This window comes from Variovorax sp. P1_H2 (genome assembly GCF_056405295.1).
Window position 1 is genome coordinate 27003 of record NZ_JBFUCJ010000064.1, and the last position, 12603, is coordinate 39605.

Below are 12603 nucleotides of genomic sequence, written 5' to 3' on the forward strand. Positions count from 1 at the left end.
CATGGATGTTCTTCTCCTGGCCTTGCTGACCACGCTCAATGCGTTGTTCGCGATGTCCGAAATGGCCCTGTCCACCAGCCGCCGAGCCCGCCTCGCGGCGCTGGCCGAGGCCGGTGATATGGGCGCCGCCGCGGCGCTCAAGCTGATGGAGGATCCGACGCAGTTCCTGTCCAGCGTGCAGATCGGCATCACCTCGATCGGCATGCTCACCGGCATCGTGGGCGAGGCCGCCTTCGCCGATCCGCTGGCGGTGTGGATGCGCGCGCTGGGGATGGGCGCCGGCACGGCCAGCATCGCTTCGACCGCGGTGGTGGTGAGCTGCATTACCTTCTTCACGATCATCTTCGGCGAACTGGTGCCCAAGCGGATCGGCCAGCTCTATCCCGAACCGGTGGCCCGCTTCGTGGCCCGGCCGATGCGCGGCCTGGCCACCGGGGCCAAGCCCTTCGTGCTGCTGCTGTCGGGTGCCACGGCCGCCACGCTGAAACTGCTGCGCATCGATTCGAACGCGGCCCGGGTCGTGACGGAAGAAGAAATCTCCGCCAGCCTCGAAGAGGGCGTCGATGCGGGCGTGATCGAGATGCACGAGCACCAGATGGTGCGCAACGTGTTCCACCTCGACGACCGGCGGCTGTCCTCGCTGATGATCCCCCGTGCCGACATCGAGTGGCTCGAGGCCTCGTGGACCGTGGCTGAGTGCCTGCAGAAGGTGTCCGCGGCCGGTGCGCTCAACCTGGTGCATTCCTGGTACCCGGTGTGCCGGAACTCGCTCGATGACGTGGTCGGCGTGATCAGCGTGGCGCACCTGCTGAGGCTGGGCCCCGCGCATGAAGGCCCCGTCGAGCCGTCGGCCCAGCCGGCGGTCTTCGTGCCCGAGACGCTGACCGGCATGGAACTGCTCGAGCAGTTCCGCTCGCACGCCGGCCGGCTGGTCTTCGTGGTCGACGAATACGGCGTGGTGCAGGGCCTGATGACCCCGCGCGACCTGCTGGAGGCGATCACCGGCGAACTGCAGGTGGCGACGCATGCCGAAGCCTGGGCGCGCGAGCGGCCCGATGGCGTCTGGGAGCTCGACGGCCTGATGCCGGTCTCGGAACTGCGCGCGCGCCTGGGCATCCGCGAGCTGCCTGACGAGGAGCGCGGGCGCTACAACACCGTGGCCGGACTGCTGATGTTCGTTTCGGGCCGCCTGACCGAAGTCGGCGAGCGCATCGACTGCGCGGGCTGGTGCTTCGAGGTGGCGGCGCTCGAGGGCAAGCGGATCGATCGCGTGCTGGCCTATCCGGACGCGGGGGCCGCCGACCTGGCGCCTTGAGCCTCGAGTCGTCCGAGAATCTTCTCGGCGTCTGCTGAACCAGCGCGCCGAGCACGCCTGAATCGTCGCTCCTATACTGACCGGCCCAGACCCGGAGACCCCCCATGACACTGCCCGCCACCTCCCTGCAAATTCGCTCGCTCGTCAGCAGCAAGGGCGAACTGACCCTGTCGCTGGCCGAGGAGGCGATCCCCCAGCCGGCCGCCCATGAAGTGATCGTGCGGGTCGAGGCCGCGCCGATGAATCCGTCGGACCTCGGGCTGCTGTTCGGCGCCGCCGACCTGCGCACCGCCAAGGCATCGGGAACGGCGTCGAGGCCGGTCGTTACCGCCGGCATTCCGGAAACCGCGATGAAGAGCATGGCCGGGCGCCTCGACCAGTCGATGCAGGTCGGCAACGAAGGCGCCGGCGTGGTCGTGGCGGCCGGCGCCGCGCCCGAGGCGCAGGCGCTGCTCGGCAAGACCGTGGCGGCGCTCGGCGGCGCGATGTACACGCAGTACCGCTGCATCGCCGCCGCCCAGTGCATGGCGCTGCCCGAGGGCACGACGGCGGCCGAAGGCGCTTCGGCCTTCGTCAACCCGCTGACCGCGCTCGGCATGGTCGAAACCATGCGGCGCGAGGGCCACAAGGCGCTGGTCCACACCGCCGCGGCGTCGAATCTGGGCCAGATGCTGAACCGGATCTGCCTCAAGGACGGCATCGATCTGGTGAACATCGTGCGCAAGAAGGAGCAGGAGGACCTGCTGCGCGGCCTCGGCGCGAGGTACGTCTGCAACACGGAGTCGCCCACCTTCATGCAGGATCTCACCGATGCGCTGGTCGCCACCGGCGCCACCCTGGCCTTCGACGCCATCGGCGGCGGCAAGCTGGCGGGCCAGATCCTGACCTGCATGGAAGCGGCGCTGAACAAGACCGCCACCGAATACAGCCGCTACGGCTCCAGCACCCACAAGCAGGTCTACATCTACGGCGGTCTCGACCGCGGGCCGACCGAGTTCATGCGCGGTTTCGGCATGACCTGGGGCATGGGGGGCTGGCTGCTGTTTCCGTTTCTGCAGAAGATCGGGCCGGAAGGTGCGGCGAAGCTCAAGGCACGGGTGGCGGCCGAGCTGAAGACCACCTTTGCGAGCCGCTACACYGCGCAGCTGTCGCTGGTCGAGGCGCTGAGCCTGGACCGGATCGCGGTCTATTCCCGTCACGCGACCGGCGAAAAAGCCCTGCTCAACCCCAACAAATAGTTTCGGCCCCCTCGGGGAACAGCGACCCACACGAAGCGGGGGAGCATGGGGGCTCAGGCCGGCGCCGGGCCGCCCCAAGGCGGCCTGCGGCCCCCTCGGGGGGCAGCGACCCGCACGMAGTGGGGGGCGTGGGGGCAATCCAGGCCGRCGCCGGGCCGCCCCAAGGCGGCCTGCGGCCCCCTCGGGGGGCAGCGACCCACACGCAGTGGGGGAGCGTGGGGGCAATCCAGGCCGRCGCCGGGCCGCCCCAAGGCGGCCTGCGGCCCCCTCGGGGGGCAGCGACCCACACGCAGTGGGGGAGCGTGGGGGCAATATTCAACCCAGGGCCAAGCGGTTGCCGCCGCCCGCCGTCCTGCGGGTGCCGTCCGGGCCGTAGAACAGCTGCACGCTCGATTGCAGGAAGTGCAGCGCGCGCTGCGTGAAATCGAGGTGCGTGTGGACCATCGAGCCATTGCGCAAGTTGCGCGCCTTGGCCTCTTCGGCCAGTTCCAGCAGGGACGTCCAGGCCTGGCGCGTCGCCTCGCCGGCGGCTGCCGCCGCGGCATCGGCGCCGGCCGGGCCGGGCTCGAATCCCAGCGCCACCTGCGCCGTCTCGCGCTGGCGGTCGAGCGTCGCCATGCGATCCAGCAGCGCGACTTTCTGTTCGGTGATCGACCCCAGTTCGCCGAAGCGGGCGTCCGTCATGGCCTGTTCTTCCTGATCGAGCACCGACAGGAACTCCTCGACGCAGGTCTTTTCCGCGTGCAGATAGAGCAGCATGGTGTTCATGGCTTCGGTTCCGTATCGAGCAGGTCGCGCACGCTGGCCAGCAGGCCGCTGGCGATGCGCTCGGGGTGAACCTGATAGCGACCCGCGCGAATGTCCTCGCGGATCGCCGCGACGCGCGCAGCGTCGAAGTCGCTGCCACCGGGCGCGCTGGGCATGGTTCGCACTTGTCCCATGGCTTGCGCTCCGTCCTTGGCGGGCGCCGCGGCGCCATCGACGCCGCTGGTCGCGGCAGCTCCCGCCTTGGTCGGGCGGCTGGGGGGCGTGGCCGAGGGGCCGGGTGGATCGATTTTCAAGATGATTCCTCAAAGGGCTGACCCGTATATCGGCGGACGCAGCAAGAACTTTAGGCGGAAGTTTGCACAAATTTCGAGGCGCGGCGCAGGTGGAAAACCAGGCCGGCCAGGCCGGCGCCGGGCCGCCCCAAGGCGGCCTGCGGCCCCCTCGGGGGGCAGCGACCACACGAAGTGAGGGAGCGTGGGGGCCAGGCCGGCGCCGGGCCGCCCCAAGGCGGCCTGCGGCTCCCTCGGGGGGCAGCGACCACACGAGGTGAGGGAGCGTGGGGGCCCAGGCCGGCGCCGGGCCGCCCCAAGGCGGCCTGCGGCCCCCTCGGGGGGCAGCGACCACACGAAGTGAGGGAGCGTGGGGGCCATCTACTGGGCGAGTCGGATCTGCCCATCCTCGGTCGCCACGCCGGTGAGCAGGCGGCCGTCGCGGGTCTTAGCCTGCACGCTGGCGCCGACCTCTGCGCGGGTCATGGCCTTGCCTTCGGTGCTGATCGTGAATCCGGCGCCCTGGGCCACCAACTGCACGGTCTGGCCCTGCTGGATCACGACCACGCCGCGCATCGACTCCTTGCGCAACGGAGCGCCGGCGGCGATCCGGTTGGCGGCCACCACGCCCTGCAGCGCCGAGGCCTCGGTGACCACCGAGCGCGGCAGGTCGCCGAGGTCGCCGCTGCGCTCGGTCACGTCGGCGGCGCCCAGGGGTTGCCCGGCTTCGATCGCTCGCGCGGCGACGAAATAGCGGCCTTCGACCGCGACCTGGGCCGGCACGAAGCGGGTCCAGGATTTGTCGCCGCGGCAGCGCAGGCCGATGGAGATGCGGCCACGCGGTGCGGTGCCGTGGGGCAGGAAGGCCTCGAAGTCGTCGCAGGGCGGCAGCGTGCCGGCGGCCTGGGTGCTGAAGCTGACCTTGCCGGGCAGTCCGGCGGTCTGCTTCTGCAGCAAGTCTTCGATCGCCGTCCGTGCGCCCTCGGGCAGCGGCGCCGCCGCGATGGAGGAGGCGCCCGCCATGGCCATCAGGCCGGGCAGCGCGAAGCGCAGGAAGCGGGTCCGGGAGGGACGGTGTTGCATGGGAGTGCCTCGGGAAGCGCGGGTGGGATACAGAAAGAAGGGGAAACGCACCGGCGCCGGGTCATTCTAGGAACGGACCCCTCGGCGCGAAGCGGCGAAGTGCTGGCGAAAACCCTCTTTGTTCCGCCCATTGCAAACGCGATGCATGCATAGACTCGCTTTCCATCTGTCGCCATGCCGTCTTGTGCGGACGCGACGCCAACCGATGGAACCCCATGATCGACAAGCTCGATGCGGCACTTGCCTTCAACCGCGAAGCCCTCAATCTCCGGGCCCAGCGCCAGGAAGTGCTGGCGGCCAACATTGCCCACGCCGACACGCCGAACTACAAGGCGCGTGACTTCGATTTCGCCAGCCGGTTGACTCAGGCGATGGAACAGGGCCGGCAGTCGCAGTCCTTCGCGCTGGCGACGACCTCGTCGCGCCACCTGGCCGGCGAGTCGAAGACGCTGCCCGACCAGGACCTGCTCTATCGCGTGCCGAGCCAGTCGAGCATCGACGGCAACACGGTCGAGATGGATGCCGAGCGCATCAACTTCGCCGACAACGCGCTGCGCTACGAGTCGAACCTGACGGTGATCAACGCCAAGATCAAGTCGCTGCTGTCGGCTGTCCAGCAGTAAGCGGCAGGAACAAGAAAGAACGCCATGCCGCTTCCCAGTGCTTCGATGAACATCTTCAACGTGGCGGGTTCCGCCATGGCCGCGCAGTCCCAGCGCATGAACGTGACCGCGAGCAACCTCGCCAATGCCGAAAGCGTGGCCGGCCCCGATGGCCAGCCCTACCGCGCCAAGCAGGTGGTGTTCGAGGTCGCGGCCTCGGGCCAGCAGGACATCGGCGGCGTCAGGGTCGCCGGTGTGATCGAGGACTCCGCGCCCGCCAAGCTGGTCTTCGACCCCAAGAATCCGCACGCCAATGCCGATGGCTATGTCGCGATGCCCAACGTCAATGTGGTCGAGGAGATGACCAACATGATCTCGGCCTCGCGCAGCTACCAGGCCAATGTCGAGGTCCTCAACACCGCCAAGACGCTGATGGTCAAGACATTGACCATCGGCCAGTAACAACACCCGAGAAAGCGCATATGGCAATCACCGATACCTCCTCCATTACCGGCGCCAACGCGGCCAGCGCAGCGGCCAGCACCGCCAGCGTCGCCAATGCCGACAGCGAGCAGCGCTTCCTGAAGCTGCTGGTGACGCAGCTCAACAACCAGGACCCGCTCAATCCGATGGAGAACGCCGAGCTGACTTCGCAGCTGGCACAGATGAGCACGGTGAGCGGCATCGAGAAGCTCAACAGCACGCTGTCGGGCCTGGTGAGCCAGACCGGCTCCAACCAGGTGCTGCAGGCGGCCTCGCTGATCGGCTACAACGTGCTGTCGCCCGGCAACACGCTGGCCACCAAGGATCCGGAGGCGGGCAAGGACCCCGCGGCGCAGGCCTTCGCCGTGCAGCTGCCGGGCACGGCCGCCGACGTCGAGATCAAGATCGTCGACGCCTCGGGCAAGACCGTGCGCACGATCGAGGCCGGCGCCATGACCGAAGGCGTGAACGCCGTCACCTGGGACGGCAAGGACGACGCCGGCAACGCGGTGCCCGCGGGCAGCTACAAGTTCACGGTGGCTGCGAGCAACAGCGGCACCGCCGTGGAAGCCACGGCACTGACCTTCGCGCAGGTCGCGGCGGTCAAGCAGGGCACCGGCGGCGTCACGCTCGAACTGGCATCAGGCCAGAGCATCGCGCTGTCCGACGTGCGGATGTTCCTCTGAGGAGCGTCGCGCGCTTTCATCCGGCGGCGGCTTTCCGGCTGCTGGCCTTCTCTTCAATGCTTCGAACCAAGGATTCATCATGAGCTTCTCCCAGGGCGTCAGCGGGCTCGGCGTGGCCGCCGCGAACCTCGATGTGATCGGCAACAACATCGCCAATTCGGGCACCATCGGCTTCAAGTCGGCGGCCGCGACCTTTCAGGACATCTATGCGGGCTCGCGCATCGGGCTCGGTGCCTCGGTGTCCGGCGTGGTGCAGAACTTCACGCAGGGCGTGACGCAGACCAGCAGCCGACCCCTGGACGTCGCGATCCTCAGCGGCGACGGCTTCTTCCGCATGACCAGCACCAGCGGCGAAGTCATGTACTCGCGCAACGGCCAGTTCACCAAGGACAAGGACGGCTACATCGTCAATTCCGGCGGCCTGCGCCTGACCGGCTACGGCGTGAATGCCAGCGGCGGCATCAACGGCGGCACGCCGTCGGCGATCCAGATCCCGACCCAGGCCATGACGCCGAATGCGACCACCAGCGTCGACGCCGAGTTCAATCTCGATGCGCGCAACACGGTGCCGGCCACGACGCCGTTCGATCCCACCGATTCGGCCACCTTCAACTATTCCAACGCCGCCGGCCCGATCTACGACTCGCTGGGCAATGCGCATGACCTGTCGGTCTACTTCGTGAAGACCGGCGCCAATGCCTGGAGCGTCTACGGCACGGCCGACGGCGCGCCGATCAACGGCGGTGCCGCGTTGTCCGCCATGACCTTCGACACCAACGGCAACCTCACGGCGCCCGCGGGCGGCGCGATCACGCTGCCGGCGCTGAATTTCGCCAACGGCTCGTCGCCGGTCAACATCAATGTCGACCTCAGCGGCACGACGCAGTTCGGCACCGCCAACGGCATGAGCAAGCTGAGCCAGGACGGCTACACCTCCGGCGTGCTGACCTCGTTCTCGATCAACCCGGACGGCACCATCACCGGCAAGTTCTCCAACGAGCAGTCCAAGCTGATGGGCCAGGTCGTGCTGTCGTCCTTCGCGAACCCGAACGGGCTCGAGCCGAAGGGCGACAACATGTATGCCGAGACGCAGGCCTCGGGCGCGGCCCTGACCAGCACGCCGGGCGAAGGCACCAAGCAGGGCTCGCTGGCCGCGGGCGCGCTCGAAGCCTCCAACGTCGACCTGACCGCGGAGCTGGTCAATCTGATCGTCGCGCAGCGCAACTACCAGGCCAATGCGCAGACCGTCAAGACCCAGGACCAGGTCATGCAGACGCTGATGAACATCCGCTGAGGCGGAGTTCCGAACCGTCGCAGTCCCTCAACAGCAGGAGCACACAGTGGATCGAATGTTGTATGTCGCCATGAGCGGCGCCAAGCAGGCCATGGAGCAGCAGGCCTCGGTCGCCAACAACATGGCGAACGTCTCGACTCCGGGCTTCCGGGCGCAGATCAACACCTTCCGCGCGGTGCCGGTGGTCGGCGAGGAGGCACCGACGCGCGCCTTCGTCGCCGCGACCACGCCGGGCGCCGACTTCAGCCACGGGCCCTTGACCGAGACCGGCCGCGACCTCGACGTCGCGGTGCGCGGCGAGGGCTGGCTGGTGGTGCAGGCGCCGGGCGGCGGCGAGGCCTACACCCGGGTCGGCAACCTGCAGGTCGGTGCCGATGGCCAGGTGATGACGATGGGCGCACGGCCGGTGGTCGGCGACGGCGGGCCGCTGGTGATCCCGCCCGGCTCGACCGTGACGATCGCCTCCGACGGCTCGATCGCGGCCCGTGGCCCCGGCGATCCCGCAACGGGCGTGCCCGAGGTCGGCCGCCTGAAGCTGGTCAACCCGCGCAACGCCGACCTGGTGCGCGGCGACGACGGCCTGTTCCGCATGCGCGATGGGCTGCCGCCGGCCCAGGCCGACGACAGCGTCGTCGTCGCCGCCGGCATGGTCGAGGGCAGCAACGTCAATCCGGTCGAGGCCATGGTGGCCATGATCGCCAACGGCCGCAGCTTCGAGATGCAGATGAAGTCGATCCAGACCGCCGACACCAACGCCCAGTCGGCCAACAAGCTGCTGGCCTACGGCTGAGCCGCAAACCCCCTCGCAGGAGTAATTCAATGATTCGTTCCCTCTACGTGGCCAAGACCGGCCTCGAAGCCCAGCAGACGCAGCTCGATGTCGTGTCCAACAACCTGGCCAACGTCGGCACCACGGGCTTCAAGCGCAGCCGCGCGGTGTTCGAGGACCTGATGTACCAGAACCTGCGCCAGGTCGGCGGCCAGACCTCCGACCAGACGCGTCTGCCCTCCGGCCTGCAGGTCGGCACCGGCGTGCACGTGGTCGCGACCGAACGCATCCATGCGCAGGGCAACATGACCAAGACCGACAACCCGAAGGACGTCGCGATCAACGGCTCCGGCTTCTTCCAGGTGCTGATGCCCGACGGCACCACCTCCTACACCCGCGACGGCTCGTTCCAGACCGACCGCGACGGCCAGCTGGTGACCGCCAGCGGCTTCACGATCCAGCCGGCGATCACGATCCCGCAGAACGCAACCAGCATGACCGTCGGCCGCGACGGCATCGTCACGGTCACCCAGGCCGGCAGCACGGCCACGGTGCAGGTCGGTCAATTGCAATTGGCCACCTTCCTGAATCCGGCCGGCCTCGAGAGCAAGGGCGAGAACCTCTACAACGAAACCGATTCGTCCGGTGCGCCGAATCTCGTGAACCCGGGCCTCGACGGCGCCGGCATCCTGAGCCAGGGCTACACCGAGGCCTCGAACGTCAACGTGGTCGAGGAGCTGGTCAACATGATCGCGACGCAGCGCGCCTACGAGATCAACAGCAAGGCGGTCCAGAGCTCCGACCAGATGCTGCAAAGGCTGGCACAACTGTGATCACCCCCAGGCTTGCCCACTTCGTGTGGCCGCCCACCCCCTCGCCGGGGGCAACACCAGCGGCCCGGCAAAGCCGGTTCCGCGGTGTTCCTGGAATGGGACCGCTGCTTGCGATGGGTGCGGTGCTGCTGGCCACGGGCTGCGCGCAGATTCCGCGCGACCCGCTGGTGCACCAGCCGATGACGGCGCGTGCCGAGCCGCAGCCGATCTCGCCGGTGCGTGCCGCCAGCGGCTCGATCTTCCAGGAGACCAATCGCAGCGTCGCGCTGTTCGAGGACCGCCGGCCGCGCAACGTCGGCGACATCCTGACCATCGTCATCAGCGAGAAACTCAACGCGACCAAGAACTCGGGTGCCAACGCAAGCCGCGACGGCAGCGCCAGCATCGCCTTCGCCGCCATCCCGAAGTTTCTCAGTGGCCTGCTGACCGGCCAGGACGCCAAGATGAACGGCACCAACGCGCTGACCGCCAAGGGCGGCGCCAACGCCGCCAACACCTTCACCGGCGTGATCACGGTCACGGTGGTGGACGTGCTCGGCAACGGCAACCTGCTGGTCAGCGGCGAAAAGCAGATGGGAATCAACCAGGGGACCGAGTTCATCCGCTTCTCGGGCGTGGTCAACCCGCGCACCGTCAGCGGCAACAACACCGTGCTGTCGACCCAGGTGGCCGATGCGCGTATCGAGTACACGGCCAAGGGCTACATCGACGAAGCGCAGACGATGGGCTGGATGCAAAGAATCTTCTTGAACGTGATGCCGTTCTGACCATGACCCACCTGTTCGAACTCCTCCCCGCGCGCATGCGCCATGCCGGCCTGGTCATTCTCGCCCTGTGCACGCTCGCGGCCTGCCTGCCGGCCAAGGCCGAGCGCCTGAAGGAACTGGCCAGCATCCAGGGCGTGCGCGACAACCCGCTGATCGGCTACGGCCTGATGGTGGGCCTGGACGGCACCGGCGACCAGACCATGCAGACGCCGTTCACGACGCAGAGCCTGAACAACATGCTGCAGCAGCTCGGCATCACGGTGCCGCAGGGCGTCAACATGCAGCTGAAGAACGTCGCGGCCGTGATGGTCACGGCCCAGCTGCCGTCGTTCGCGCGGCCCGGGCAGAACATCGACGTCACCGTGTCGTCGATGGGCAATGCCAAGAGCCTGCGCGGCGGCACCCTGCTGATGACGCCGCTCAAGGGCGTCGACGGCGCGGTGTATGCCTTCGCGCAGGGCAACATGGTGGTCGGCGGCGTCGGCGCCTCGGCCAACGGCAGCAAGGTGCAGATCAACCAGCTGAACGCGGGCCGCATTCCAGCCGGCGGCACGGTCGAGCGGGTGGTCGAGTCGGCAGTCGGCGGCGAGGGCAGCTTCACCCTCGAACTCATGCGCTCCGACTTCGGCACCGCCGAGCGCACGGTCGAGGCCATCAACCGTCAGTTCGGCAGCGGCATGGCCGAAGCCGTCGACGCCCGCGTGATCCGGGTGCGAGCCCCGGTGTCGCCGCAGGACCGGGTCGGCTTCCTGGCGCGGCTCGAGGGCCTGGAAGTCACGCCGACCCAGGCGGTGGCGAAGGTCGTGATCAATGCGCGCACCGGTTCGGTGGTGATGAACCAGGCGGTCCGCGTGAACGACTGCGCGGTGGCGCACGGCAGCCTGTCGGTGGTCATCAATACCGAGCCGCTGGTGAGCCAGCCGGGTCCGTTCTCGAGCGGCCGGACGGTGACCTCGGCGACCTCGGAGATCTCGATCAACCAGCCCGGTGGTGCGCTGCAGATGATTCGCGGCGGCGCCTCGCTGGCCGACGTGGTCAAGGGCCTCAACACCCTGGGCGCCAATCCGCAGGACCTGGTGTCGATCCTGCAGGCCATGAAGTCGGCCGGCGCACTGCGCGCCGAGCTCGAGATCATCTGAGGCCGGGCATGGCGATTTCTGCAGCCAACACATGGACAGGGGGCGACGCGCCCAGCCGGGCCGGTGCGCTCGACCAGCGCTTCGCCCTCGACGTCCAGGGCGTCGATGCATTGCGGCGCACCGTGCGCACCTCGCCCGAGGAAGGCCTCAAGCAGGTCTCTCGGCAGTTCGAGGCGATGTTCATGAACATGGTGCTCAAGAGCATGCGCGAGGCGACGCCCTCCAGCGGCCTGCTCGACGGCCAGAACCAGAAGATCTACACCTCCATGCTGGACCAGCAGCTGTCGCAGAACCTCTCGGGTCGCGGCCTGGGGCTGGCCGAGGCCATGCTGGCGCAGCTGCAGAGGGCCGCGGCATCGGGCGTGGACGACGGCGAGCCGAATCCTGCGCGCACGTCGCTGGCGCCGCGCGGCGGCCTGCCGCTGCCGCCGCAGGCCGGCATCCCGCTGGGCTCGGCGCCGTCGCAGGCCGCATCGGCGGGCCGCCTCGACCTGAGCGCCTACCAGGTCAACAACGATCGCTCGGGCGGCGCTGCGGGCGCGGTCGCTTCCCTGCAAGGCCAGGTCGACAGCTTCGTCAACCGCATGGGCGCTTCGGCCCAGGCCGCCAGTGCCGCCAGCGGCGTGCCGGCGCCGCTGATCCTGGCGCAGGCCGCACTCGAATCCGGCTGGGGAAAGCGCGAGATCCGCGCCGACGACGGCACGCAGAGCTTCAACCTGTTCGGCATCAAGGCCGACCGCAGTTGGCAGGGGCCGGTGGTCGAGACCACCACGACCGAGTACGTCGACGGCGAGCCGCAGCGCGTCCGCGCCAGGTTCAGGGCCTACGGGTCCTACGAGGAGGCCTTCACCGACTACGCACGCTTCATGACGCGCAATCCGCGCTATGCCAACGTGCTGGCGACCGACGACCCGACCGAAGCCGCGCATGGCCTGCAGCGAGCGGGCTACGCGACCGATCCGCAGTACGGCCAGAAACTGGTTCGCATCATGCAGAAGTTCGGCTGACCGGCGGTCGTTCGGCTGCTTTCCACTCTTTGAACAACCCTTCACATCCCACCCAAAGGAATCCCATGGCAGAGATCACGAGCCTTCAATCCCATGCGGCCGGCGCCGCCGCAGCGGCCCTCGCAAACGCGAATGCAAACCGCCTGGAGGTGGTCACCTTCACCCTGGGCGACGAGGAGTACGGGATCGACATCCAGAAGGTTCAGGAGCTGCGGGGGTACGACGCGGTGACGCGGATCGCGAACGCGCCGGAGTACATCAAGGGGGTGGTGAACCTGCGGGGGATCATTGTTCCGATCATCGACATGCGGATCAAGTTTGCGCTGGGGACGCCGAGCTATGACCAGTTC

15 protein-coding genes are annotated in these 12603 nt (G+C 68.4%); 12 read left to right on the forward strand and 3 right to left on the reverse strand.

Annotation, left to right across the window (positions count from 1 at the left end):
• The first annotated feature begins 1 nt into the window (after position 1).
• Positions 2-1315 carry a hemolysin family protein gene (locus AC1D2E_RS20875; protein WP_478199164.1) on the forward strand — a complete coding sequence of 438 codons (1314 nt, stop codon included), beginning with the start codon at positions 2-4 and terminating at the stop codon, positions 1313-1315.
• 104 nt (positions 1316-1419) lie between these two features.
• Positions 1420-2553 (forward strand): zinc-binding dehydrogenase, encoded by a 1134-nt coding sequence (locus AC1D2E_RS20880; protein WP_478199165.1) that lies wholly within the window; start codon positions 1420-1422, stop codon positions 2551-2553.
• 315 nt (positions 2554-2868) lie between these two features.
• On the opposite strand, the gene AC1D2E_RS20885 is transcribed toward AC1D2E_RS20880, so the two are convergent.
• The 3 genes from AC1D2E_RS20885 to flgA form a co-directional block, all read right to left on the reverse strand.
• Positions 2869-3321 carry a flagella synthesis protein FlgN gene (locus AC1D2E_RS20885; protein ID WP_478199166.1) on the reverse strand — a complete coding sequence of 151 codons (453 nt, stop codon included), beginning with the start codon at positions 3319-3321 and terminating at the stop codon, positions 2869-2871.
• Positions 3318-3614: a flagellar biosynthesis anti-sigma factor FlgM gene (flgM, locus tag AC1D2E_RS20890; RefSeq protein WP_478199167.1), complete on the reverse strand. Its 297-nt coding sequence runs from the start codon at positions 3612-3614 to the stop codon at positions 3318-3320. The genes AC1D2E_RS20885 and flgM overlap by 4 nt, the downstream gene beginning before the upstream one ends.
• 357 nt (positions 3615-3971) lie before the next feature.
• Positions 3972-4673: a flagellar basal body P-ring formation chaperone FlgA gene (gene flgA, locus AC1D2E_RS20895; protein ID WP_478199168.1), complete on the reverse strand. Its 702-nt coding sequence runs from the start codon at positions 4671-4673 to the stop codon at positions 3972-3974.
• Between the two features lie 215 nt (positions 4674-4888).
• Here flgA and flgB point away from each other — a divergent pair, with 215 nt between their 5' ends.
• The 10 genes from flgB to AC1D2E_RS20945 all read left to right on the forward strand — a co-directional run.
• Positions 4889-5296, forward strand: coding sequence for a flagellar basal body rod protein FlgB (gene flgB / locus AC1D2E_RS20900; RefSeq protein ID WP_478199169.1), 408 nt, complete (start codon positions 4889-4891; stop codon positions 5294-5296).
• A gap of 45 nt (positions 5297-5341) precedes the next feature.
• Positions 5342-5737, forward strand: coding sequence for a flagellar basal body rod protein FlgC (gene flgC, locus AC1D2E_RS20905; protein WP_478199177.1), 396 nt, complete (start codon positions 5342-5344; stop codon positions 5735-5737).
• Between the two features lie 20 nt (positions 5738-5757).
• A complete protein-coding gene (locus tag AC1D2E_RS20910; protein ID WP_478174952.1) occupies positions 5758-6444 on the forward strand; it encodes a flagellar hook assembly protein FlgD in 687 nt (228 codons plus the stop codon).
• Positions 6445-6523: 79 nt separating this feature from the next.
• Positions 6524-7738 carry a flagellar hook protein FlgE gene (gene flgE / locus AC1D2E_RS20915; RefSeq protein WP_478199170.1) on the forward strand — a complete coding sequence of 405 codons (1215 nt, stop codon included), beginning with the start codon at positions 6524-6526 and terminating at the stop codon, positions 7736-7738.
• 46 nt (positions 7739-7784) lie between these two features.
• Positions 7785-8528, forward strand: coding sequence for a flagellar basal-body rod protein FlgF (gene flgF / locus AC1D2E_RS20920; protein WP_478199171.1), 744 nt, complete (start codon positions 7785-7787; stop codon positions 8526-8528).
• Positions 8529-8557: 29 nt separating this feature from the next.
• Positions 8558-9340 (forward strand): flagellar basal-body rod protein FlgG, encoded by a 783-nt coding sequence (flgG, locus tag AC1D2E_RS20925; RefSeq protein WP_478113739.1) that lies wholly within the window; start codon positions 8558-8560, stop codon positions 9338-9340.
• A gap of 95 nt (positions 9341-9435) precedes the next feature.
• Positions 9436-10107 (forward strand): flagellar basal body L-ring protein FlgH, encoded by a 672-nt coding sequence (locus AC1D2E_RS20930; RefSeq protein WP_478199172.1) that lies wholly within the window; start codon positions 9436-9438, stop codon positions 10105-10107.
• Between the two features lie 35 nt (positions 10108-10142).
• Positions 10143-11246 (forward strand): flagellar basal body P-ring protein FlgI, encoded by a 1104-nt coding sequence (locus AC1D2E_RS20935; RefSeq protein ID WP_478199178.1) that lies wholly within the window; start codon positions 10143-10145, stop codon positions 11244-11246.
• An 8-nt stretch (positions 11247-11254) separates the two neighbouring features.
• Complete coding sequence (gene flgJ / locus AC1D2E_RS20940; protein ID WP_478199173.1) at positions 11255-12253, forward strand: flagellar assembly peptidoglycan hydrolase FlgJ; 999 nt, start codon at positions 11255-11257, stop codon at positions 12251-12253.
• A 65-nt stretch (positions 12254-12318) separates the two neighbouring features.
• On the forward strand, positions 12319-12603 hold a 285-nt coding region (locus AC1D2E_RS20945; RefSeq protein WP_478199174.1), incomplete at its 3' end, for a chemotaxis protein CheW.

What these genes read in the sequence shown, in the direction of transcription:
- flgB (WP_478199169.1), top strand. Translation starts at nt 4,889, where the DNA reads ATGATCGACAAGCTCGATGCGGCACTTGCCTTCAACCGCGAAGCCCTC.
- AC1D2E_RS20875 (WP_478199164.1), top strand. Translation starts at nt 2, where the DNA reads ATGGATGTTCTTCTCCTGGCCTTGCTGACCACGCTCAATGCGTTGTTC.
- flgG (WP_478113739.1), top strand. Translation starts at nt 8,558, where the DNA reads ATGATTCGTTCCCTCTACGTGGCCAAGACCGGCCTCGAAGCCCAGCAG.
- AC1D2E_RS20910 (WP_478174952.1), top strand. Translation starts at nt 5,758, where the DNA reads ATGGCAATCACCGATACCTCCTCCATTACCGGCGCCAACGCGGCCAGC.
- AC1D2E_RS20930 (WP_478199172.1), top strand. Translation starts at nt 9,436, where the DNA reads ATGGGACCGCTGCTTGCGATGGGTGCGGTGCTGCTGGCCACGGGCTGC.
- AC1D2E_RS20935 (WP_478199178.1), top strand. Translation starts at nt 10,143, where the DNA reads ATGCGCCATGCCGGCCTGGTCATTCTCGCCCTGTGCACGCTCGCGGCC.
- AC1D2E_RS20885 (WP_478199166.1), bottom strand. Translation starts at nt 3,321, where the DNA reads ATGAACACCATGCTGCTCTATCTGCACGCGGAAAAGACCTGCGTCGAG.
- flgJ (WP_478199173.1), top strand. Translation starts at nt 11,255, where the DNA reads ATGGCGATTTCTGCAGCCAACACATGGACAGGGGGCGACGCGCCCAGC.
- flgC (WP_478199177.1), top strand. Translation starts at nt 5,342, where the DNA reads ATGAACATCTTCAACGTGGCGGGTTCCGCCATGGCCGCGCAGTCCCAG.
- flgA (WP_478199168.1), bottom strand. Translation starts at nt 4,673, where the DNA reads ATGCAACACCGTCCCTCCCGGACCCGCTTCCTGCGCTTCGCGCTGCCC.
- flgE (WP_478199170.1), top strand. Translation starts at nt 6,524, where the DNA reads ATGAGCTTCTCCCAGGGCGTCAGCGGGCTCGGCGTGGCCGCCGCGAAC.